This is a genomic window from Mesorhizobium sp. YC-39 (assembly GCF_025753795.1).
In the GTDB taxonomy this organism is placed as follows: Bacteria; Pseudomonadota; Alphaproteobacteria; order Rhizobiales; family Rhizobiaceae; genus Mesorhizobium.
The window spans coordinates 1-21,857 of sequence record NZ_JAOWPS010000007.1 but is presented as its reverse complement, the minus strand read 5'-3'; the positions used below and the strand labels follow the sequence as shown (position 1 = coordinate 21,857).

Annotated in this window: 14 protein-coding genes and 2 pseudogenes; 11 read left to right on the top strand and 5 right to left on the bottom strand. The window is 60.4% G+C overall.

Going from position 1 to position 21,857, the window contains the following annotated elements:
* Nucleotides 1-51 precede the first annotated feature (51 nt).
* The 8 genes and pseudogenes from OHD62_RS30440 to OHD62_RS30405 all read left to right on the top strand — a co-directional run bounded on the left by OHD62_RS30440 (nt 52) and on the right by OHD62_RS30405 (nt 8,553).
* Complete coding sequence (locus tag OHD62_RS30440) at nt 52-2,376, top strand: bifunctional salicylyl-CoA 5-hydroxylase/oxidoreductase (RefSeq protein ID WP_263790753.1); 2,325 nt, start codon at nt 52-54, stop codon at nt 2,374-2,376.
* Nucleotides 2,373-2,501 carry a hypothetical protein gene (locus OHD62_RS30435; RefSeq protein ID WP_263790752.1) on the top strand — a complete coding sequence of 43 codons (129 nt, stop codon included), beginning with the start codon at nt 2,373-2,375 and terminating at the stop codon, nt 2,499-2,501. Before OHD62_RS30440 ends, OHD62_RS30435 begins: the two co-directional genes overlap by 4 nt.
* Nucleotides 2,502-2,511: 10 nt before the next feature.
* On the top strand, nt 2,512-2,949 hold the full coding sequence (locus OHD62_RS30430) for a RidA family protein (protein WP_006204354.1): 438 nt from the start codon (nt 2,512-2,514) through the stop codon (nt 2,947-2,949).
* A 10-nt stretch (nt 2,950-2,959) separates the two neighbouring features.
* Entirely contained in the window at nt 2,960-4,939 is a 1,980-nt protein-coding gene (locus OHD62_RS30425; RefSeq protein ID WP_263790748.1) for a 3-hydroxyacyl-CoA dehydrogenase NAD-binding domain-containing protein, read from the top strand.
* Complete coding sequence (gene pcaF, locus OHD62_RS30420; protein WP_263790746.1) at nt 4,932-6,134, top strand: 3-oxoadipyl-CoA thiolase; 1,203 nt, start codon at nt 4,932-4,934, stop codon at nt 6,132-6,134. Before OHD62_RS30425 ends, pcaF begins: the two co-directional genes overlap by 8 nt.
* Before the next feature lie 223 nt (nt 6,135-6,357).
* A pseudogene (locus OHD62_RS30415) lies at nt 6,358-6,657 on the top strand (transketolase C-terminal domain-containing protein); the annotation flags it as partial.
* 322 nt (nt 6,658-6,979) lie between these two features.
* On the top strand, nt 6,980-7,234 hold the full coding sequence (locus tag OHD62_RS30410; RefSeq protein WP_040583439.1) for a helix-turn-helix domain-containing protein: 255 nt from the start codon (nt 6,980-6,982) through the stop codon (nt 7,232-7,234).
* On the top strand, nt 7,234-8,553 hold the full coding sequence (locus OHD62_RS30405) for a type II toxin-antitoxin system HipA family toxin (RefSeq protein WP_263790743.1): 1,320 nt from the start codon (nt 7,234-7,236) through the stop codon (nt 8,551-8,553). The genes OHD62_RS30410 and OHD62_RS30405 overlap by 1 nt, the downstream gene beginning before the upstream one ends.
* A 178-nt stretch (nt 8,554-8,731) precedes the next feature.
* Here OHD62_RS30405 and OHD62_RS30400 read toward each other — a convergent pair whose 3' ends face one another.
* The 3 genes from OHD62_RS30400 to OHD62_RS30390 form a co-directional block, all read right to left on the bottom strand.
* Nucleotides 8,732-9,109 (bottom strand): c-type cytochrome, encoded by a 378-nt coding sequence (locus OHD62_RS30400; RefSeq protein WP_085983169.1) that lies wholly within the window; start codon nt 9,107-9,109, stop codon nt 8,732-8,734.
* A gap of 1,078 nt (nt 9,110-10,187) precedes the next feature.
* Nucleotides 10,188-11,219 carry a LacI family DNA-binding transcriptional regulator gene (locus OHD62_RS30395; protein WP_263790741.1) on the bottom strand — a complete coding sequence of 344 codons (1,032 nt, stop codon included), beginning with the start codon at nt 11,217-11,219 and terminating at the stop codon, nt 10,188-10,190.
* Nucleotides 11,220-12,894: 1,675 nt separating this feature from the next.
* Entirely contained in the window at nt 12,895-13,698 is an 804-nt protein-coding gene (locus tag OHD62_RS30390; RefSeq protein WP_263790738.1) for an SDR family NAD(P)-dependent oxidoreductase, read from the bottom strand.
* Nucleotides 13,699-14,674: 976 nt separating this feature from the next.
* Between OHD62_RS30390 and OHD62_RS30385 the strand changes: the two genes are divergently transcribed.
* A complete protein-coding gene (locus tag OHD62_RS30385) occupies nt 14,675-15,280 on the top strand; it encodes a helix-turn-helix domain-containing protein (protein ID WP_006204364.1) in 606 nt (201 codons plus the stop codon).
* Nucleotides 15,281-15,497: 217 nt separating this feature from the next.
* Here OHD62_RS30385 and OHD62_RS30380 read toward each other — a convergent pair whose 3' ends face one another.
* Together OHD62_RS30380 and OHD62_RS30375 are read right to left on the bottom strand one after the other, a co-directional pair.
* Nucleotides 15,498-15,623 carry a hypothetical protein gene (locus OHD62_RS30380; protein ID WP_006204365.1) on the bottom strand — a complete coding sequence of 42 codons (126 nt, stop codon included), beginning with the start codon at nt 15,621-15,623 and terminating at the stop codon, nt 15,498-15,500.
* 17 nt (nt 15,624-15,640) lie between these two features.
* Entirely contained in the window at nt 15,641-17,401 is a 1,761-nt protein-coding gene (locus tag OHD62_RS30375) for an alpha,alpha-trehalose-phosphate synthase (UDP-forming) (RefSeq protein ID WP_006204366.1), read from the bottom strand.
* 829 nt (nt 17,402-18,230) lie between these two features.
* Between OHD62_RS30375 and OHD62_RS30370 the strand changes: the two genes are divergently transcribed.
* The gene (locus OHD62_RS30370) at nt 18,231-18,545 is read left to right on the top strand and encodes a hypothetical protein (RefSeq protein WP_263790730.1); all 315 of its coding nucleotides are present in this window, start codon (nt 18,231-18,233) and stop codon (nt 18,543-18,545) included.
* 1,078 nt (nt 18,546-19,623) lie between these two features.
* Nucleotides 19,624-21,857: pseudogene (locus OHD62_RS30365) on the top strand (hypothetical protein); the annotation flags it as partial.

Below are 21,857 nucleotides of genomic sequence, written 5' to 3'. Positions count from 1 at the left end.
GGAAGAGCAGGGCGACTTGCGGTCGGTCGGCGAAACGCGTGGGAGGACAGTATGCGCATCGTCTGCATCGGCGGCGGCCCGGCCGGTCTTTACTTCGCGTTGCTGATGAAGAAACAGCACCCCCTGCACCGCATCACGGTGGTCGAGCGCAACCGGCCATTCGACACGTTCGGCTGGGGCGTGGTGTTCTCCGACGCCACCCTCGAATCGATGCGTCAGTGGGACCTGCAGACGGCCGCAACCATAGAAGATGCCTTCAACCACTGGGACGACATCGAGCTCGTCTTCAAGGGCCGCAGGATCAGAACCACCGGCCACGGTTTTGTGGGCATCGGCCGCAAGAATTTGCTCAGCATCTTGCAGGAACGCTGCCTTGAACTTGGTGTCGAATTCGTCTTCGAGCGAGAAGTGCTGGACGACGGAGAATTTCCCGACGCCGATCTCATCATCGCGTCGGACGGGGTGAACTCCCGCTTACGGCTGAAATATGCCGATGAATTCAAGCCCGACATGCAGATGCGACCGAACCGCTATATCTGGCTTGGCACCGACAAGCGCTTTGACGCCTTCACCTTTGATTTTCGTCGCACCGAGCATGGCTGGTTCCAGGCCCATATCTATCGGTTCGATGCGACCACCTCGACCTTCATCGTGGAAACGACGGACGAGGTTTTCCGCGCGCATGGCCTCGACAAGATGGATCAGGACCAGTCGATCGCCTTTTGCGAGAAGCTGTTCGCCGAGACGCTCGACGGCCACAGCTTGATGACCAATGCCCGCCATCTGCGCGGCTCCGCCTGGCTGAATTTCGGCCGCCTGATCTGCGAGAAATGGAGCCATTTCAATGGCACGAACCACGTCGTCCTGATGGGCGACAGCGCACACACGGCGCATTTCGCCATCGGCTCAGGCACCAAGCTCGCCATAGACGACGCCATCGAGCTGACCCGCCAGTTCGACATCGTCGGACATGATGCGAAGAACATTCCGGCCGTGCTGGAAGCCTATGAGGGTGTACGCCGGATCGATGTCGCGCGCATCCAGAATGCGGCTCGCAACGCCATGGAATGGTTCGAGGTGGTCGGTAGGCGCTATGCCGACCAGCTGGAGCCGGAACAGTTCATGTATTCCATGCTAACCCGCTCGCAGCGCATCAGCCATGAGAATCTGCGGGTGCGCGACAGGGAGTGGCTGGAAGGCTATGAGCGCTGGTTCGCCCAGCGCGCCGGCATCGAGGCCGGGCCGGACGGGCAGGTCCCTCCGCCCATGTTCACGCCCTATTCCGTTCGGGGGCTAGTGCTGCCCAACCGGATCGTCATGTCGCCGATGGCCATGTATTCGGCGAAGGAAGGGGTGCCTGACGATTTCCACCTCGTCCATCTCGGCGCACGCGCCATGGGCGGGGCGGCGCTCATCTTTCCGGAGATGACCTGCGTTTCGCCCGATGCACGCATCACGCCAGGCTGTCTTGGCCTTTGGAACGACCAGCAGGTGCAGGCCTTCAGGCGCATGGTCGATTTCGTCCATCGTGAGACTCCCGCGAAGATCGGGATCCAGCTCGGCCACGCCGGACGCAAGGGCGCGACTAAGGTGGCGTGGGAGGGTATAGACCAGCCCCTCGACGAAGGCAGCTGGCCGCTGATCTCGGCTTCGGCGATCCCTTATCTGCCGCACTCGCAGGTTCCGCGCGCCATGACGCGCAAGGATATGGATCGCGTTGTCGCCGACCATGTCGCCGTCACGAAACGCGCGGCAGAAATCGGCTTCGACATCCTGGAACTGCACGCTGCACATGGTTATCTCCTGTCGAGCTTCCTGTCGCCGCTCACTAACCGGCGCGACGACGAATACGGCGGCGACCATGAGGCTCGTGCTCGCTTTCCACTCGAAGTCTTCCGGGCCATCCGCCAAGCATGGCCTCACGGCCGACCGACATCCGTGCGCCTGTCCACCAATGACTGGCTCGCGGGGGGAAACAGTCCAGAGGATGCGGCGATCTTTGCGCGCATGTTCAAAGAGGCCGGGGCCGACCTCATCGACTGCTCCTCAGGCCAGGTGGTGAAGGAAGAGAAGCCGGTCTATGGCCGACTGTTTCAGACGCCCTTCTCCGACAAGATCCGCAACGAGATCGACGTGCCCACCATCGCTGTCGGAGCGATCTCGGAGGCCGACCATGCCAACTCCATCATCGCGGCCGGTCGGGCTGACCTGTGCGCGGTGGCGCGGCCGCATCTGGCCGACCCGGCCTTCGTCATCCACGAGGCGGCGAAAATCGGGTTCGCGGGACAGCAGTGGCCGAAGCAGTACCAGTCTGGCCGCTATCAGTATGAGGCCAATTTGGCGCGCGCGGCAGCGGCGGCTGGGGTCAAGTCGTGACTGCGCGGCACGCTTTGGTGACTGGCGAGGGCAGAGGCAGCGGCCTCGCTGTTGCGCTGGCGGGCGAAGGCCACGCGGCGATCCTCGGCCGCGCCAATGCCGGTATCGCCGCCTTTTCGAACTGATGGATTTGTTATGACCGCTACACCGAACGGCAAAGCCGCAGCGCCTGCCTCGCCCCATCGCAAACTACAACCCGATGGATGGGAACAGCCCATTGGCTATGCCAACGGAATCGAGGCGCGTGGCCGCACGATCTTCGTCGGCGGCCAGATCGGCTGGAACGAGCGCTGCCAATTCGAGACCGACGATTTCCTAGGTCAGGTGCGCCAGACGTTGATAAACATCGTGGCCGTCTTGAAATCCGGCGGCGCCGAACCGCACCACATGACCTCCATGACCTGGTATTTCATCGACAAGAAGGAATATGTCGACAATCTGGGCGGTATCGGCCAAGCCTATCGCGAGATCATCGGCCGGCATTTCCCTGCAATGGCGGCAATGCAGGTTGTGGCGCTGGTCGAGGATCGCGCCAGGATCGAAATCCAGGCGACCGCCGTCGTGCCGGAATAAGGCTCGGCGGATGAGCGTCACACGGTTTTCCCAGAGCGTATCCGGCAGCATCCGCGACGGTGTCCTTGTCGTCACGATCGACAATCCACCCGTCAATGCTCTGTCCACCGAAGTCAGGGAAGGCCTCTGCCGGGCCCTCGACCATACCGTGAGCCTGGGAGGTGCGGCAGGCGTCGTCATCACGGGAGCGGGAAGAGCGTTCGTGGCTGGCGCAGACATTCGTGAATTCGCAACACCCGCGGCGGCGCCCATTTTGCCGGATGTGACACAACGCATCGAGCAATCCGACAAGCCGGTCGTCGCAGCCATTAACGGCGCGGCACTCGGTGGCGGCGCCGAGATTGCACTCGCCTGTCATGGCCGGGTCGCAAGCGTGGCGGCGATCTTCGGCCTGCCGGAGATCAAGCTTGGCATTGTGCCTGGCGCTGGAGGCACGCAGCGGCTGCCGCGTCTCGTCGGGACAGCCCACGCAGTGGAGATGATCGGCAGCGGTCGCAGCGTCAAAGCCGACGAGGCGCAGAGCCTCGGTCTCATCGACGCCTTGGGCGACGACCCGGTCGCGGAAGCCGTCGCACTGGCGCATGGGATGGCGAAAGCGCCCCTGAGGCGTACTGGCGAGTTGGCCTGCGTGCCGGCAGACGAAGCGGAGACTGAGGCCGTGGCTAGGAAAGTACTGGCCAGGGCACGCGGCCAGGTCGCGCCGGCCGAAGCCGTCAGGCTGGTCAGGGTTGCTGCCCTCACCAGTCTTGAGAAAGGCCTCGCGGACGAACGCGCGACATTCCTGCGGCTGCGTGCTTCCGACGAGGCGGCCGCCTTGCGCCACGTCTTCTTCGCGGAACGGCAAGCCGGCAAGGTAGCGAAACTGGAGGGCATCAGTCCGCGCCCCGTCGTCACGGTCGGCATCGTCGGGCTCGGCCTGATGGGCTCGGGGATCGCCGTCTCGGCGCTTACGGCGGGCTATTGCGTGATCGGCGTCGAGCAGACGGACGATGACGCGCAAAAGGGCCGCACATGCATTGTCGGCCTTCTAGACAAGGCGGCGCAGTCGGGACGTCTCACGCCGGACGCGCGCGAGGCCTGCCTGCAACGGCTCGCCACCACCGCCAACTTGACGGCGCTCTCCGGGGTCGACTTGGCGATCGAGGCGGTGTTCGACAATCTTGCGATCAAGACCGACCTGCTCCGACGGCTCGACGGCATCGTCCGGCCCAACACGATTCTGGCCACCAACACCAGCTATCTAGACCCCAGCGAACTCGCCGCGGCGACCGTCCATCCCGAGCGGATCGTCGGGCTGCATTTCTTCTCGCCTGCAAATGTCATGCGCCTCGTCGAAGTGATCGATTGCGCGGCGACCCGGTTGGACGTGCTTGCCACAGCCCTCGCCTTCGCCAAGAGGCTCGGCAAGCTGCCTGTCGTCTGCGGCGCGGCAGAAGGCTTCATCGGCAATCGCATCTTTTCCGCCTATCGACGCGAAGCTGAATTCATGGTCGAGGACGGCGCCATGCCCGAAGAAATCGACGCCGCACTGGAAGGGTGGGGCTTTCCGATGGGCATCTTCGCCGTTAACGACATGGCCGGACTGGAGATCGCCTGGGCGCGGCGCAAGCGGCAGGCGGCGACGCGCAACCCGAACGAACGCTATGTCGAGATCGCCGACCAGCTGTGCGAGGCGGGCCGTCTCGGCCGTAAGACCGGCCGCGGCTGGTACGACTATTCGTCGGGCGAGAAGATGGTCGATCCGCAGGTCACGGCGCTCATCGAGGCGGCGCAGAAGGCGAAGGGGATCGTGCCGGGCCGCTTCTCCGCTGACGAGATCGTGGCACACTTGCTTCGCGCGATGGCGGCCGAAGGGAGCGTGTTGCTATCGGAGGGCATTGCCGGGAGTGCCGGCGACATCGACCTCGTCATGATCAACGGCTATGGCTTCCCCGCCCATAAGGGCGGCCCGATGTTCCAGGCCCGGCTCAAAGAGGACAGCCATGCCTGAAGCCTTCATCTGCGACTATGTCCGCACGCCGATCGGCCGGTTTGGTGGTATCTTGTCGGCAGTGCGCGCGGACGATCTTGCCGCGGTTCCGCTGAAGGCGCTGATACGGCGCAATGCCTCGATGGACTGGGCTGAGATCGACGACGTGATCTACGGCTGCGCCAACCAGGCGGGCGAGGACAACCGCAACGTCGCGCGCATGGCGCTGCTTCTGGCCGGACTTCCTGTCAAGGTGTCCGGGAGCACCATCAACCGGCTGTGCGGTTCGGGTATGGATGCCGTCATCGCCGCCGCCCGCGCAATCAAGGCCGGCGAGGCGCAACTGATGATCGCCGGCGGGGTGGAATCGATGAGCCGCGCGCCCTTCGTTATGCCGAAAGCCGATGCCGCCTTCTCACGCAAGGCCGAGATTTACGACACCACCATCGGGTGGCGTTTCGCAAACCCCCTTATGGAAAAACAATACGGGATCGAATCCATGCCGGAGACGGCCGAAAACGTCGCCGAAGACTTCAAGGTCTCCCGGCAAGACCAGGACGCCTTTGCCGCACGCAGCCAGGCAAGGGCCGTCATGGCTCAGGACAACGGCCGGCTGGCTAAGGAAATCGTGGCTGTGACGATCCCGCAGCGCAGGGGCGATCCCCTGGTTGTTGAGCGAGACGAGCACCCACGCGCCAGCTCGACTGTCGAAGCGCTGGCGAAGCTGCCGGCACCGTTCCGTCAGGGCGGCACGGTCACGGCCGGCAACGCCTCCGGCGTTAACGACGGCGCGGCCGCCCTGATCGTCGCTTCGGAAGCGGCGGCGAAAAGGCATGACCTGACGCCGATCGCCCGCGTGTTGGGTGCCGCAACCGCCGGCGTCGAGCCACGCGTCATGGGCATGGGGCCTGTGCCAGCGACGCGCAGACTTTGCGCACGGCTCGGCCTCGATCCGACTGATTTCGATGTGATCGAGCTCAACGAGGCTTTCGCCTCACAGGCGATTGCAGTGTTGCGCGAACTCGGCCTTGGTGACTCGTCCCGCGTCAATCCGAACGGTGGAGCGATCGCCCTGGGGCATCCGCTTGGAATGTCAGGCGCGCGCATCACCGGGACCGCCGCACTCGAACTGCGGGAGCGCGGCGCCAAGCGCGCGCTCGCGACCATGTGCGTCGGCGTAGGTCAAGGAATCGCGTTAGCGCTGGAACGTTTGTAGCAGCGGGCTGGCCGCTCGTTTGGCTCCGACAACGTGCCGGAGTGCTTGAGGCCCGGCGTCCGTATAAGGTGGACAGAGGGACTGCCAAGCGCGCAGATGAAGGAAAGGAAGAAGGCGCGCGTAGGAGCATCAGCCCTTTGCGACGGCCTTTTCAAGTCAGGCGGTGCCGAATGCAGCGGCTTCTCCCGCTGGTCTTTGGTCAAGAGATGCATACGGGCCTCCTACCGCTCGGGTCTTGCCAGTGCCGGCTATCCAGCCCCGAAAGCCGCTGGATGTCGAAACCATCGTCGAGGCGGCCAGGGTGCCGGGTCGCCTCGTCGTCGTCGCCGAGAACCATTCGGTCATCGGTGGCCTCGGCGAAGCGGTCGGCTCGGTGCTGCTGCGCAACGGCGTGACGCCGGCCTTCCGCCACATCGGCCTGCCGGACGCCTTCCTCGACGCCGGCGCCCTGCCGACGCTTCACGACCGTTACGGCATCTCGACATCCGCTATGGTGAACAGGGTCCGCGACTGGTTGAAATGAGGAAATGTGGCCACCGAACGACCCTCCCATAACATGAAGCGGCCAGCGCGGCATCGCACAGAGCTCAGGGAGGAATATCAGCGTGATTGCAGCTTCAATCACGCGCCGTGGCCTGATCGGGGGCGTGGCCGCTGCTTTCGGAGCCGGCCATCCTGTCACTTCCACGCTGGGCGCAGGCTACGACGACACTAACGCTCGCGCCACATACGCGATTACGTATATGATCTTTTTATACCACTTCGCGTATAGATTCGCGATATACGCGAACCCGTATATTGACGAAATATACCAACTCGCGTATATCAACCTCTGGAGACGCGTCATGACCGACCAGATCGCTCGCAACGAAAAGCAACTCGGTGCCATCCTTCGCCGAGCCCGCAGGCAGGCCGGCCTCACGCAAGCGGCGCTGGGCAGTCATATCCATCTGCGCCAGGGCACGGTATCCCGGCTTGAAGCCGGGGAACCTGCGGTTCAACTGCACACACTGATGGCCGCACTTTCCGCCCTTGGCCTTGAACTCGTCGTGAGGTCGCGCAGCAAAGGCAGCGCAACCGACATCGAGAATCTGTTCTAGTGGCGCGGCGCCCGGCCCATGTCCCGCTCAATGTCTTCCTGAACGGGCGGCTTGTCGGCGTGCTGCGCCGGGAATCGACGGGAGCCATCGACTTCCAGTACGCCCGTCAGTGGCTGGACTGGCGGAGCACCTTCCCCGTCTCGCTCTCGCTCCCGCTGCGCGAAGATCGCTATATAGGCGCGCCCGTCATCAACGTCTTCGACAACCTGCTCCCTGACAACGATGCCATCCGCAGGCGCATCGCCGAACGCGTCAATGCCGACGGCACGGACGCCTACAGTATGCTGTCTGTCCTCGGCCATGACTGCGTCGGCGCCCTACAATTCCTGTCCGACGGCATCGATCCCGGCCCCGTTGGCCTCAGCGATGGCAAACGTATCAGCGACGATGACGTGGCGGAGATGATCAACAACCTTGCAGCGGCCCCTCTCGGTCTCGGCGAAGATGAGGACTTCCGTATCTCCATCGCCGGCGCGCAAGAAAAGACCGCACTGCTGCGCAAGGACGGCCACTGGTTCAAGCCGATTGGAACTTCCGCGACCACACACATCCTGAAGCCACAGATCGGCCGGCTGCCCAACGGCATCGATCTTACGAACAGCGTCGAGAACGAATATCTGTGCCTCAAGCTGCTCGAGGCGTTTGGCATCCCTGCGGCAAAGTCGGAGATCGCCGATTTCGGAGAGCGGCGAACGCTGATCGTCGAACGCTTCGACCGCCTGTGGGCTCGCGATGGCCGCCTTCTGCGCCTGCCGCAGGAGGATTGCTGCCAAGCTCTGTCCATACCCCCGACAAGGAAATACCAGACGGGTGGCGGTCCCGGCCTGCGCGCGATTGTCGACCTGCTGAAAGGCAGCGACACGCCTAACGAAGACATAATGACCTTCATGCGGGCAAACATCATATTCTGGCTGATTGGCGCAACAGACGGTCACGCCAAGAACTTCAGCATCTTCCTGACGCCAGGCGGGCGTTACCGGCTGACGCCCCTTTACGATGTGCTCACCGCGCAGCCCAGCCTCGACACCGGTGAAGTCTCGCGCAAGAAATTCAAGCTGGCCATGTCTATCGGCAAGAGCCGGCATTATGCCATCCAGGACATCATGCCCCGCCATTTCATGCAGACAGCTGACCTTGCAGGCATCGGCAAGCCGATGATGAAAGCGCTATTTGAGGACCTCGCCATCGGCGTCGAACTCAGGATAGCTGCCTTAGCAGAATCCCTCCCTCGGGGATTTCCGCCAGCGCTCGTGGATTCTGTTACGGCCGCGCTTAGGCACCGCGCACGCTTCCTCGTTGAAGAGGGTGAAGCGACCTGATGCTGAGAGCTTTAAGGAACCTGTGGGATGAGGATATTGCCTTAGTGAAAGGGACAAAGGACGCAAACGTCGCAACGGCGGTTACGGGTTAGATTCGCCACCCTGCCTGGAAGAACAGTCAGCTTTTCAAAACGGGCTTCGCGGCGCGAAACTCGAAAGCCAACGTCCTAAGGTTTCTCTAGCCTGACACACTCTTGAGATAGGCGATGACATTTTTGATGTCGTCAGGGTTCTTGAGGCCCGGAAATCCCATCTTGTTGGCCGGCACTTTCTTCTTGGGGTTTTTTAGGTATTCCGCGAGATTCGTCTCGACCCAGACCAAGCCCGCGGCACCTGCACCCTTCATCGCTGATGAATAGACATAACCGGGCGCGGTCCCGGCTTTCCGGCCAACGACGCCCTTCAATGTGGGGCCGATCTTGTTCGCATCAGTTTCGGCGTTATGACAGGCAGCGCACTTTCTGAAGACGGCTTTCCCGGCCTCGATATCCTGGGCTCGGGTGACCGATGACGTTAGCGCCAGACCAATTGCGGCACTGACAAGCAAGCATTTCACGCGGGAAACTCTCCGATTGGTTTTGTTGCTATGGCTGATTTGGGACGCAACGAGGATTGTTCCGTTGCAGGTGAGGCGGCGAGATTGGCGATAGTAACGTCAACCCATTTTCGACGCGCTATTTCAAAGAGCTTGCGTAACACGCGTTTGCGAATCACCACGCATCCGCCGTGCCAAATGAGAAATCGTTTCGGAACAATATAGCTCGGACGCAGCTGTGTCGCATATCCGACATCGGTAGATGCTGTCATCCAATCACGCGCAAATGTCGCATCCGGCCTCGATCAGCGCGTCGACGAATGCCGGTATCTCACTCGGCTGCATCAGAGGCCGTCGCGAACCTTCCTCCCGTTGGCTCGGCTAGGAGTAGAAGGGGTGAGGGTGCGGCTGGCGCCGCACCCGTGGCCCGTAAATCCTGCCGACCTTGTTTTCAACTGGCGCAGAAAAGCGAGGATCCCTTTACAGACCGTCGATTTCATCCAGCTTTTCGATGGTCGCTTTCCACGTCTCGGCCTCCGGAAAATCCTGTCCCCAAAGGTGCGGCGCGCCCGCCGATGTCACCTTAACTTGAACTCGGGATATCGGAAGTCACCTACGTTGGTTATACCCGCTCATCCCTTGCTCCTCTCGGCCTTCGTGCTGGCAGATTCCGCCTTGCCTCGCGGGTCGGCGTACCGGGTATCGGCGGCTAGGTTGTCACAGAGCTTCACACCGAGCTGTTAACGGCTCGGCATGTCCGGTTGGGAACGGCTGATGGACCCCCCGCCTTCTTCAGCCAGTATTTCCTCCGGTGAAACAGAAACTCACGCGATTTGCAGGTCCCATGAAAGCCCGCTTTGCCAAGTTCACCCCGATCATTCGTTCATTTTCGCCGTCCTGCCGCGTCGTGGCTCATCGAGCACATCTCATGGCACTTTCGATGGCGGGAAGACAGCAACGATCCTATCTGCCACGCGACAAGTATGCCTTTTGCGCTCATGCGCTCTAAATCGTGCACGCCGTTCCAATGCCGCCCGCATGGAAGAGTCAATTGCAATGACGTGGAGCACCCCATCATTTCTTCTGTCGTGAAGCTCAGTCAAATGTTTTCAGGCAGGTAGATATCGAAAGGCAGGAACGTCTGTCCGGGTGCGTTGGCTGGTCCGTCTTTGATCGCAATCGCCATGAGATCAACCAGCTCTCGGCACAGCCTTTCCAGAGGTGTCGCGATCACCATGGTGGCGATGTTATCCGCCAGTGCAACGCGCGATTCTGGTGTGATTTGATCGCAGACGACAATCGGCGGATCCACCGGCTTGATCGCCCTCACTGCGGCGATGGCTCCTTCGATGGCGCCACCTACAATGTGACATCCGACAAGGTCGGGGTTCGTGTTGAGCAGGTCCGTCATGGCCTGATAATTCAATTCGCTTGTTTCGAGATTGACCAACGGCTCCAAGAGGGTGAAACTTGGGGCCCTCTCACGAAAATATGAACGCAGGCCTATCTCGCGCAATTCCTCACCCTGAAAGCGGTGGCTGCTCACGAACACCGCGACCTTGCCCGGCCGTCTCGCGCATTTGGCAATCATCCAGGCAGCGGTGCGCCCTGCTTTTCGATTGTTGAGGCCGATGTAGCCTTCGCGAACGCCGGCGGCGAAATCAGACAGCAGCGAGAACACGGGGATGCCGTGTGCCTTCAACGCCTCAACGGCGTCGGTGACCGCCGGATGATCCGGGCTGACAAGGGCAACCGCGTGCGTTTTGCCCGCCAAGCGGTTCAACTGCCCGACGATGTCTTCCGGCGACTGGCCCGCCCAGGAGTCAACAATCGGGACACATCGGAACCGCAGCGCCTGTGCAGCCGCACGCTCCAGTTCGCGTGCAAACTCCTGATAGAAATGCTGCCCGGGCTTCCGAAGAAGGAAACCCAGCCTGTATTCCGGGAGCTCTTGGTGCATTCGCTGCTTGATCAGCCTGGTGGCATGGTAGCCGATAGCGCTTGCGGCCTGGTTGACCCGTCTTGCGGTCTCCTCCCGAACTGGAAGCCTGCCGTTCAGCACGCGGTCGACGGTTGCGACGCTAACCCCCGAAGCCTCTGCAAGATCTGAAATTGTCGGTCTCTTGGCCAATGGTGCGCTCATCGGTTTTCTGGGAGTTTGCGGGGTGGTAGTCAATGATGGGGATTATTGCAAAACATTGAGTGGAACGAATGTGTTGGATATTTTCCAGCCAATGACCCTTAAGTTCCGGTGTCACCAGAGAGGCTAACGAGCGCGACGGCGGCGGCGATGACTAGCCGGCGAACGAAGAGAGATTACAAACTACGGGCTGTCGAGCGGCCTGTCGGCGGCCTGATGGAGCGGGACGTCGGTGCTGCCATCCGCAACATCGTTGCCTGGTTGGGGCGTCCTCATTTGAGCGGCGGGTGGCGCTTCGTTCTGGGGCAGCCGGTGGTGTGTCTTCCTGGTGAGGGCATCTCTATCGTTCCTGGCGTGCCACCTTAACTTAACGCGAAATAGCGGGACACGCCTTCTAAGCTCTGGTTCTATATCCTTGGCCTCATGTTTGGCACTGGTGCGGCCGGTCTCCTGCAGCGGGTCGCGGTCTGCCTTTCGGACTGATCTTAGGCCATGGCTCCCGCCCCGGCTTTTCACGCGGCGATCGCGTGGAGCAGTAGGTTACGCTAGAGCAGGCTGTGTGGCCGGCCTGACGGACGCCGCTTGCCCTGCGAAGCGCCGGACGGAGCGCCGTCGAAAAATCAGCGCAAAGGTTTCGACGACTCGGGTTTTGCGGTGTGAGGTCGCACGCCCCCATCGCCGACATCAGTGCGCCCAGTTGATCTTGGAGAGCCAAACGCGGACGCGGCCGAGGCAGAGCATGCCATCGCGCGACGGTGTGCCGAGGCAGGCAGCGGACCCGGAAGACCGAATTCCGCACCCTGCGTAAGACACTTCCGGCAGACGACAGGTCCGGGTCGTTGGGCCTGCCGGCAGCAGAGCCGGGAACTTGTCTTGCCTCCGAGCGGCCGCACCAAGCTCGAGGCAACCCTTCCGGCAGCCCGGCAGCGCTGTGGGGAGCATGGAATGATTTCTCCTCAGTCCGCGACGCTTGCGAATGACCGCGCATATTCCGTGCCAAAGGAGAAATCACTTCAAACAATACGCCGGCTCGAACGAAGCTGTGTCGCATGTCCGACATTGGCGGATGCTGCATCCAATCACGCGGTAAAATGCGCAAGTGTCGCATCCGGCCTTGCGCGCGTATCACCGGGCCCCGCGGCGCTCGAACTTAAGGAGCGTAGCGTCAGGCGCGCTCGCAACAATGTGCGTGCGTCGGTCAAGGGATCGCGCTGGCGCTCGAACACTTGTAGCAGCGGGCATGCTGCTCGCAATGTACTACAACGGTCTGTCCGCAACACCCACCCGGATGGTCGCCTCCGCCCCGCTCATCGATCGGGCAGCCCGCACCGACGACGACGGGCTATCGCGTCCACCCCCGTTCTGTCTCGGGGTCACATTGGCGATCGGATCGTCACCATCGGACTGATTGACTGGAGCAAGGTTAGGGTTCTCGATGGCCTCATTATCGGTGATCGGATCGTCATTTCTTAATGGTCAGCGATCGGAAGACGATAGCCAGACGGTAGACGTGACGGCGTGTCCGGCGACACAAGCTGCCGAACGCTTTGGCCGGAGCGAGGGCGCTACTGGGTCGAGCATCAGCCCGGAGTGATGAACAGTACGGATGAATTCGCACGTCCAATGAATATGGCGTCTCGGCCGGGGCCTTGGCGTGCCGCAAGTATCACATCTGACTGTCGAAATAAGTCATCCCTGAGTTCGCGATCAGCGACCCGCCATCCACGGCATACTCCGCACCGTTGACAAAGCCTGCGGCAGGCGACAGCAGGAAAGCAATGACTTCGGCCGCCTCCATTGCGGTACCCGCCCTTCGCTGCGGCACATGTTCACTGACCTTGCGATAGGCAGCTTCCAGACCATCACCAATCGAAAGAGCCCTCATCTCCTCATCACCCATCTCGGTGCGGATCCAACCCGGCGCCACTGCATTTGCCCTTACTCCGAAGCGGGCATTCTCGTAGGCGATACACTTCATGAGCTGGCTAATTCCAGCCTTAGCCGCCGCATATGCCCCAAGTCCCGGGCCAGTCTGCACAGCGCCGACCGAACTCACCGCAACGATAGCCCCTCGACTCTCAATGAGATGCGGTAGCGCCACCTGCGCCATCACGAAAGGCGCGGTCAGGTTGACGTCGATCTGGCGGTGCCAGTCATCCATCGCCATGTCGGCCACCGGCGCGGTGACGACTATGCCGGCATTCAGAACCAGGCCGTCCAGTCGACCATATCGAGCGACCACGTCCGCGACGAGTTTCCGCGCTGCACCGTAGTCAGTGACGTCAATCACAGCCGTATCTGCTTTCGTTTTCGCCGCCACTACATCGAGTGAGGCCTGGCAGCGGTCACAAACGACAACCCTGCTGGTTCCCATTAGCCGTTCCGCGACTGCGGCCCCGATTCCGCTGCCGCCCCCTGTCACAATCACGACGGAACCACCTGGCGGCGCGGGATCCACTTCTCGCGACATACGTAGAACCTCCTTTGTTTGACTCAAATGTATTTAATATTTTAGATTCAGGATTTTTCGATGAAACCACTTTCAGGTTATTTTCATGATCGGGATGGCGCACTCAACTCTTCTGCTTCCAAGGTGCAAAAGGCGGGACATCGAAATCGCGGATCCCGGCAAATCGTCGCCGTGCCAACCGCATATCGGCTCTTGATGGTCCCGGCCGCCAATTCCGGCATTGGCTGTTCACAGGTGCTATTAGGATGGGATTACGTCGGTTCTTGCCCATCCCCCCATGTGGCGGGGTGGACAGCGGCGACAGCCTAATATCGTCTTGCGAAATGCGAGCCGGGGCCTCACAACCGACTGAAAATCACGTCTCACGATGTTTCAGTCGTGCAGCCCTTCCGTGACAGCCCCGCGGGAGCGACCCAAATTGGCCATTTAAGGGCATGACGAATGCTCGGCACATGAGCCAAACCATGAAAAAGAAGACCAGGGTCACTCGCACCCAGCCCTAAGATACCCAAGAAGCGGGTCAGTTCGGCGAGATTGCCGGGTCAGTCCTCAGCAAAAAATCGACACTGCGGAGCGTTGCGTGCCAGAAACCGTATTCGACATGAGAAAATCGTCCGTCCCGCACTCGGGGGTGGATATAATAGTAATTGATGGAGTCTCACTGATAACAATGGCGTTAATCGTGCGACCATTGAGGTATGCAGCATCGACGACTCATCAAGCAACGCCCATCCGTACATTTGGATGGCCAAATAAGGTGGTCAGCTCTTGCGATGGGATTGAACTGACACTTGACGATACTTTTCAAAATTCGCGTTACGTTGCAGACGATATTGAGCCTCACACTGTAATTATCTGTGGCGGATGGCAAGGGAATTATCCCCCTGCGCTACTCGATTTTGTTAGGTGCATTTACGCCAATAACATAAGGATTTTTTCAGTGGGGCCAGCCACTTGGCTCTTGGCGGAGGCAGGCTTGGAGAAGCTCACCGATTGCGCCGTCCACTGGGCAGAAGCCGGACGGTTTCTCCGCGATTTTCCTAGCATCCGGGCTACAGAACAAATCGCGTCTTTCGGGCACCAACTGTGTAGCTCCCCAGGTGAACTTGCCACTCTCGAGCTCTCCATGCGTATTGTTGGAGACTTGTTTGACACTGCCACTTGCGAGGCCGTTTTGGATAAAATGCTCGTGGACCGGATTCGCCAGCCTTATTTTCAGCAGGTTCCCGTTGGCCCGCGAGACGCTAACGCAGACCCTTTTACCCAAGCGCTTAGCCTCATGGAATCCAACATCGCGAACCCGCAGCCGCTAGAGCGCATATTCGAGCTCTGTGGGCTTTCAAGGAGGCAATGTGAGAGATTGTTCAAGGATAAGCTTTCTCTGGCTCCCCATCAGGCTTATATAGAAATTAGGCTGAAGAGAGCAAAGTCGCTTCTTGAAGAAACAGACCTGCCAATTAAAGATATTCATACGGCATGCGGTTTTGCAACCCCAGCAACGTTCAACCGGTTGTTCATGCGCGCCTTCTCAAAACGACCTTCAGATGTACGTCGTCGTTTAGATACCGCAGACGCGGCGTAACAAAGGGCTGCGACATTCAACACAGAACAAAGGTGCGGCGCCATCCGCACCATGCCGAACGGATCACACTTCACGGACGGCACGTGGAAGGCGCCGTCGGCCATCCTACGCTTCGTCTCCTGCACAGTGATGCGCGCTACTCCCAAGACGACCGCAATGTCGCGGGAGTTTGTCGCGCTTCCGGCAAGCCGAAGCTTTGTCTCTACCGTCTCAGGGGTCAGCCTTCTCTTGCCCGCATCAAAATGTCCTCGTTCATGGCGAGGCCATTGATGCCAAAGTTGCTGACCCAGGAGCCGAGCTTTTCTGTGCCGAAAACAGGCCGGCCTTTGATCGCCGCCGGCATCACGTCGGAATCCGCACTCAGGGGCGCGCGCCCGGATGATCTGCGCTGCTCGTCGTCGGGAGAACCCAACGTCTATCCATTGCGTGCTTCAGCGCGGCTTCCAACTCGGCAGTGGTTTCATACGAGGGCATTTGCGCCTCGTTTATCCAGCCGAGGCCGAGGTGTCGGAAGTGATCCGCCGGCACCGTTACCCGGCTTTTGTCCAGTTCCTGCACGAAGTCAGCAGACCAATGGTGGATCGTATATGCTTCAAGTCTATCCATCATCATTCGCCAGCGCTGTATGCGCTCCTCGCGCGGCATGTTGGCCGCTCTGGAAATCGCAGTCGCGATCTCTTCAGGGCGGGTCGGATCCACGAGCAGCGCTTCGTTCTCTTTGAAGTCTTCGGCTGCACCCGCAAACTTCGATAGGACCAGAACGCCAGGATCGTTCGGATCTTGCGCAGCGACATATTCTTTGGCTACCAAATTCATGCCGTCACGCAAGGGTGTCACCACGCCAACGTGCGCGGCTCGATAAAGACTCGCGAGTTGTGCCTGGGTGAAAGAATTCTTCTCGTACAAAATCGGCCGCCACTCGTCCGTGCCGTGCTCGCCATTGACCCGGCTGACCAAGCTGTCGACATTACGCTCATACTCTCCATACGCTGCGATTTGAGTGCGTGAGGGTATGGCGATCTGCAAGAGCGAAATGCTCCGCGGCTCGGCTGCTACCACCTGATTGAAAGCTTCGATCCGGTTGTCGATACCCTTGGTGTAGTCGAGACGGTCGACGCCGATTGCAAGCTTCGCGCCATTGAGTTTGTTCTGCAAGGACGAGATAAAGTCGTTCTGTTCCGCAAGCGACACCGCAGCATTTTCTGCGAACTGCTTGGGATCGATACCGATCGGGAACTTTTGGCAGCGCGTCTGCCTGCCCTGCGAGATCACTATGCCGTTCTTGCTTTCCAGCCCGAGATGAGAATGGACGCAGGCAAGGAAGTTATTCCGGTCCCAGTTGGTCTGAAAGCCAAGCAGATCGTATTCGAGCATCGATTTCATGAGTTCACGATGATTGGGTACTCGCTCTATCAAGTCAGGCGCCGGCCAAGGCGTATGTAGGAAGAAGCCGATTGGCCGGTCGATGCCAAGTTTGTGCAGATCGGCGCCCAGCGGAAGGAAATGATAATCATGCACCCAGAATGCGTCCCGATCCCTCAGGTCGAACGCCGCGCGCCCCACGAAAGCATTGACCTCGCGATAGCTTTCATAGTGGTTTTCCGCACCTGACGAAACCCGGTCGAGCAGCGAGTGGAACGCTGGCCACAGCATAGAATTCGCAAAACCCTCGTAGTAACCAGGATAATGCGCGGCCGGCAGATCGAGCCTCGCCACGTGGCCCTCGCCACACTGCGCGAGGGCCACGGGCCGGTCATTGCCATCGCCCAAGTTGCCCGAGGACCCCATCCAGACGGCGCCGGAACGGCTCACAACGGGCTCGAGGGCAGCGGCAAGGCCGCCAGTCGGGGGCTGATCGGGGTTAAATGTCGCAACGCGGTTCGAAACGACGACAAGTTTCATATTTGGTTTCTGGGTTTCGGTATCGAGGCGGCCCTCCTGCTGGGGAGAGCCAACGGGACGGGAAGGAGCAGCACCTGCTTGTTGCATCGGCCTCTGTGGTGCCTCGCTCAAGCGCCGCTCAAAGGCCGCTTGGTCCATGAGCTGCTGTTGTTGCGTGGCGTGTGATGTTTCAGCGGAGCCTAGAGCGGCTGCGCAAACAAGGTTATTGATTATATCCATTCCAAATTCCCCATTATGTCTCCGCTTGATGCAGGCTCGCTGATCGCAGCAGCTAAGCAGCGGATTTCTGCACATAGGACGTCTACCTTTCGAGAGACTGACGGGCTCAGAGCTAATTATGGCGGCATCAATTGTCAGCCAAATGGGGTCGGACGTGATTAGCTGGACGGCCCCTGCACCAGCGAAGCTTGGCAAAGATGCGGGTCATATGTGGGCGTATAGGAAGGCAACCACCCAGAGGATCACGTTTCAGCGTAAATGCCGCGACCTGAAATCGCTTACTGGAAAACCTGCCGCGAATGCATCCATGCCAGGTGGTGCAAACATTATGTTTTTGCGACAGGGCGCAAGGTGAACGTCCTGAAGCTGACATCCGTCGGATGTTCGAACGTCGACATCGAGCCATTCCGCTTGCAGTGCGCGAAGCGGTTGGTTGCGCTTTCAAGGAAGCTTCGCATCAGCATCGACGTTCGTCGGCATGGTTCTTGCTTCCCGTTGCGCATGGTTGGTGAAGAACGAACGGCCAGACCGGCTGCTCGGCGCTACAATCAATCGTTACGGCTGGATGCAGCCCGGAAGTGGAGCTAGGAAATGACGTGCATTGTCGGTTTGATCAACGATGGATCAGTTCACATCGGGGGCGATAGTGCCGGGGTGGTCGGCTACTCGCTCACGGTGAGAGCCGATCGCAAGGTCTTCCGAAACAAGGACTTCGTCTTTGGCTTTACGAGCTCGTTTAGGATGGGTCAGCTGTTGGCGCATTCTTTCAAGCCGCCAAAGAGACACCCGGACATTGATGTCTATACCTTTATGGTGACGGAGTTCGTCAATGCGCTGCGCCAATGCCGGCTACGCCGAGCGGCATCACGAAGCCGAGCGCGGTGGCACCTTCCTCGTCGGCTATGCCGGACGACTCTTCAAAATCGCGGGCGACTATCAGGTTGGCGAGTCGGCAGATGATTTCGATGCCTGTGGGTGCGGCGAGCAAATAGCGTTGGGCGCGCTCTTAGCCTCTCCAAATTCTCCACCGCGCGAAAGGTTGACGATCGCGCTCCAGGCCGCCGAGCGGTTTTCGGCCGGCGTGCGCACCCCGTTTCACTTCGAGACTCTGGGGCCGCCCCACATTCAGGTCCCTTCCAATTAACGGAGACAGCGCGTCCAGATCCTTAGACTACACGCCGCCAGACCGAAATGCGCTTGTCGCCACAGGGCAGTCGTGGCGAGGCCCGAAAGATGGGCAGTCCAAAGGAAATACGCTTCGTCGTTGCCGGCATGTTCTGCGCGCTTCGATTCCATTTGGGGCCGCCGGCTAACAAACTTTCCTTCACGCAAAACGCGCCCTTACCGCACCGCTCAGCGCCGGCTATCCGGCGCGTCTCGCCGGTAACGTCCAATACGGTATCCTACTCTGACTTCCATGTTCGCGCGCTCCAATCTGAGCCCATACTGCCACGGCCAATTTGGTGACCATGTATTTCGCCGAAATCGAGGTTCGGGCTGACCGCAAGTCAGGCTTCCGTCAGATACCACGACTATGTTGAAGCCTGACAATTTCCAGAAGCGAATGACTGTGCGCGATTGCATTCTCGTTTGCAGCGGGGCGGACCATGACAGGCATCGGTCGACGTGGCAGTTCGTACCATTCGGACTTCAGAGCCGACGACGCCGAGGACATAGATGGGTCGCGCGGTCCAGCCTCTGGACAAGGCGGACAGCTGTTCAGTTCTGCGATAGAGCGGATGCGCCCCGAGCATGAAGATCCTGGGGGTGGTTCTGTTCGCACTGGGATGCGCGCCCGTAATGTCCTGCACGATACCTCTGCTGATCCCTGGGCTGGCGCGCCCGGTCGGGAAGAGAGCTCGTTGCGTTCAGGTGGCGAATCTTGGCGTCGCGATCGGGCCGCCGGAAGCTGGCAGCCAGGAGCGCTCCCGCCCCAGCGACAATTTCGTGGCGCGCCCAGTCGGGAAGAACGCTCGTCGCGTTCAGATGGCGAATCTTGGCGCGGCGATCAGGCCGAAAGCTGGCAATCAGGGGCGCTCCCGCCGGCCAGGCAATTCGCGAGCGACCTGGGTACTGGAAGAAAGCGGCGTAGAGACGACGAAGCCGCGCAGAGCGTCCACATCGGCTTTGAGCGGCGTCATCCACGCTGTTCGGACGAGTTTCATGCTGCACTAAGAGGGATTGGCAACGCGCGCGCCATCGGTGGATTCTCAAAGGAGGTGGTGAAGTACTCCAAGCGCCTGCGAATGCCGGATCAAGCAACGTTCCTGCAAGAGGCCGCCTCCAATTTTGAAAGAAAATTTGTCAAGCGCATGAAGGAAGACATCGGCGCGCGACAATCATGGGGGTATGCCACGACATGCAACGCGGTGAGCCGGGAGGCTGGCGGTCGGGACGGTATGGAAGCTTGCAGGGTCGTTGCAGCTCAGATTTCGCAGTTTGATCTCGCGCTAATGAAGAAGATCGAACCCAGAGCGCTTTCGCTCTTTGCATCATCATTCGGTCGGGACCCATTGTCGACGAGATGTCGCAATGGAACGATCAGAATCGCCCAAAGTTGTCACGATCGAAGCGGAGCACTTGAGCATCTGAGCGGTCAAGATCTATCCTTGCTGGCAAACGGTTTCAGCAAGTGGCCGCAAGAGGCCGATTGTCGCCAGGCCGCAGTTGCGGTCGCCGGTGAGGTTCGTCGCCGCGCCGATCGAGACGTCGGGCGCTCCGGCTTTGTTCCGCGGGATCTGTCGAGCTTCGCGAATGCATTCAGCAAGTGGCCGCAAGAGGCGAACTTTTGCGATGCCATAGTTGCGATCGCCGGTGAGGTTGTCCGCCGCGCCGACCGTCAGACCGCCCGGCTCCCTGGTTTTGATCCGCAGGAAATGGCGAACCTCGTGAACGGCTTCAGCAAATGGCCGCAAGAGGCGGCCTCCCGCGATGCTATAGTAGCGATCGCTGGCGATGTCAGTCGCCGCGCCGACCGTCACACCGCCCGGCTCCCTGGTTTTAATCCGCAGGAAATGGCGAACCTGGTAAACGGCTTCAGCAAGTGGCCGGAAGTGGCGGAGTGTCGCCACGCCACGGTCGCGATCGTCGGTGAGATACGTCATCGCCGGCTTTTAGATTTTACTCAGCAGGAACTGGCGAACCTGGTGAACGGTTTCAGCAAGTGGCCAGAAGCGGCAGAGTGTCGCCAGGCCACGGTCGCGATCGCAGGCCATGTGTTTCGCCGCGTCCACAAGCTGTCTGAATTTGCTCCGCAGGGACTGGCGAACCTGGTGAACGGCTTCGGCAAATGGCCGGAAGCGTCCGAGTGTCGCCAGGCTATAGTCGCGATCGCCGGTGAGATCCGTGGCCGCGCCGGCCGGCTCTCTGGCTTTACTCAGCAGCACCTGTCGAATCTGGTGAATGCGTTCAGCAAGTGGCCGGAAGCATCCAACTGTCGCGACGCCACGGTCGCAATCGCCAATGAGGTCCGTTGCCGCGCCGGTGGGCAATCTGATTTTACGCCGCAGGGACTGGCGAACCTGGTAAACGGCCTCAGCAAATGGCCGGAACGGGCGCAGTGCCGCCAAGCCGCGGTCGCGCTCGGCGTGGGGCTCCTTGGCCGTGCCGACCGCGCCGATGGGCTGTCTGGTTTTACTCAGCAGGAGCTGGCGAACCTGGCGAACGGTTTCAGCAAATGGTCTGACGGGACCGACTGTCGCGATGCCACGGTCGCAATCGCCGGTGAGGTGCTTAGCCGCGCCGATCGCGCCGACGGGCTGTCTGATTTTACTTCGCAGGGGCTGGCGAACCTGGTGAACGGCTTCAGCAAATGGCTCGACGGGACCCACTGTCGCGATGCCACGGTCGCGATCGCCGGTGAGATGCTTCGCCGCGCCGACCAACTCTCTGAATTTACTCCCCAGGACATGGCGAACCTGTCAAACGGGTTCAGCAGGTGGCCGGAAGAAGCGGCGTGCCACCAGGCGATAATGAACATTGCGCACAGACTGGGCTCTGGAGGCCTGCGCTTCGCAGCATTCACCACACCTGCGCTCAGCACGATCGCCAATGATCTGGCGCGGGAATGCAAGAGGGGAGAGGGCAGCGGAGAGATTACAGAGACCGCCCTGCTGAGGGATAGGCTGCATCAGCTGGCCCATCACCTCCACTATGCCACTGATCGGCTGGAGCGGGCCGACGCTCTGGGCATCACGAACATCTTCAGGGCGCTGGCCAAGGCCCGGCTTTTTGACGATCTCGGTTCGCTGGCACGGGCAGGGTTGGATCGGCTTCAGGAACTGCACCGCGCCCCTGGTTTTGCCACTGAGAACAACCTCGAAAGCATGGGTAATCTCTGCGCCGCTCTGCTGCCGCTGGCGCGCAGCCCGCACAAGCAGCTGCGCTGGCACCGCAGGCAGGCGCTCAACCTGCTGAAGGACATCCAGCCGGTCGTGAAGCACAAGATCGAGGCGCA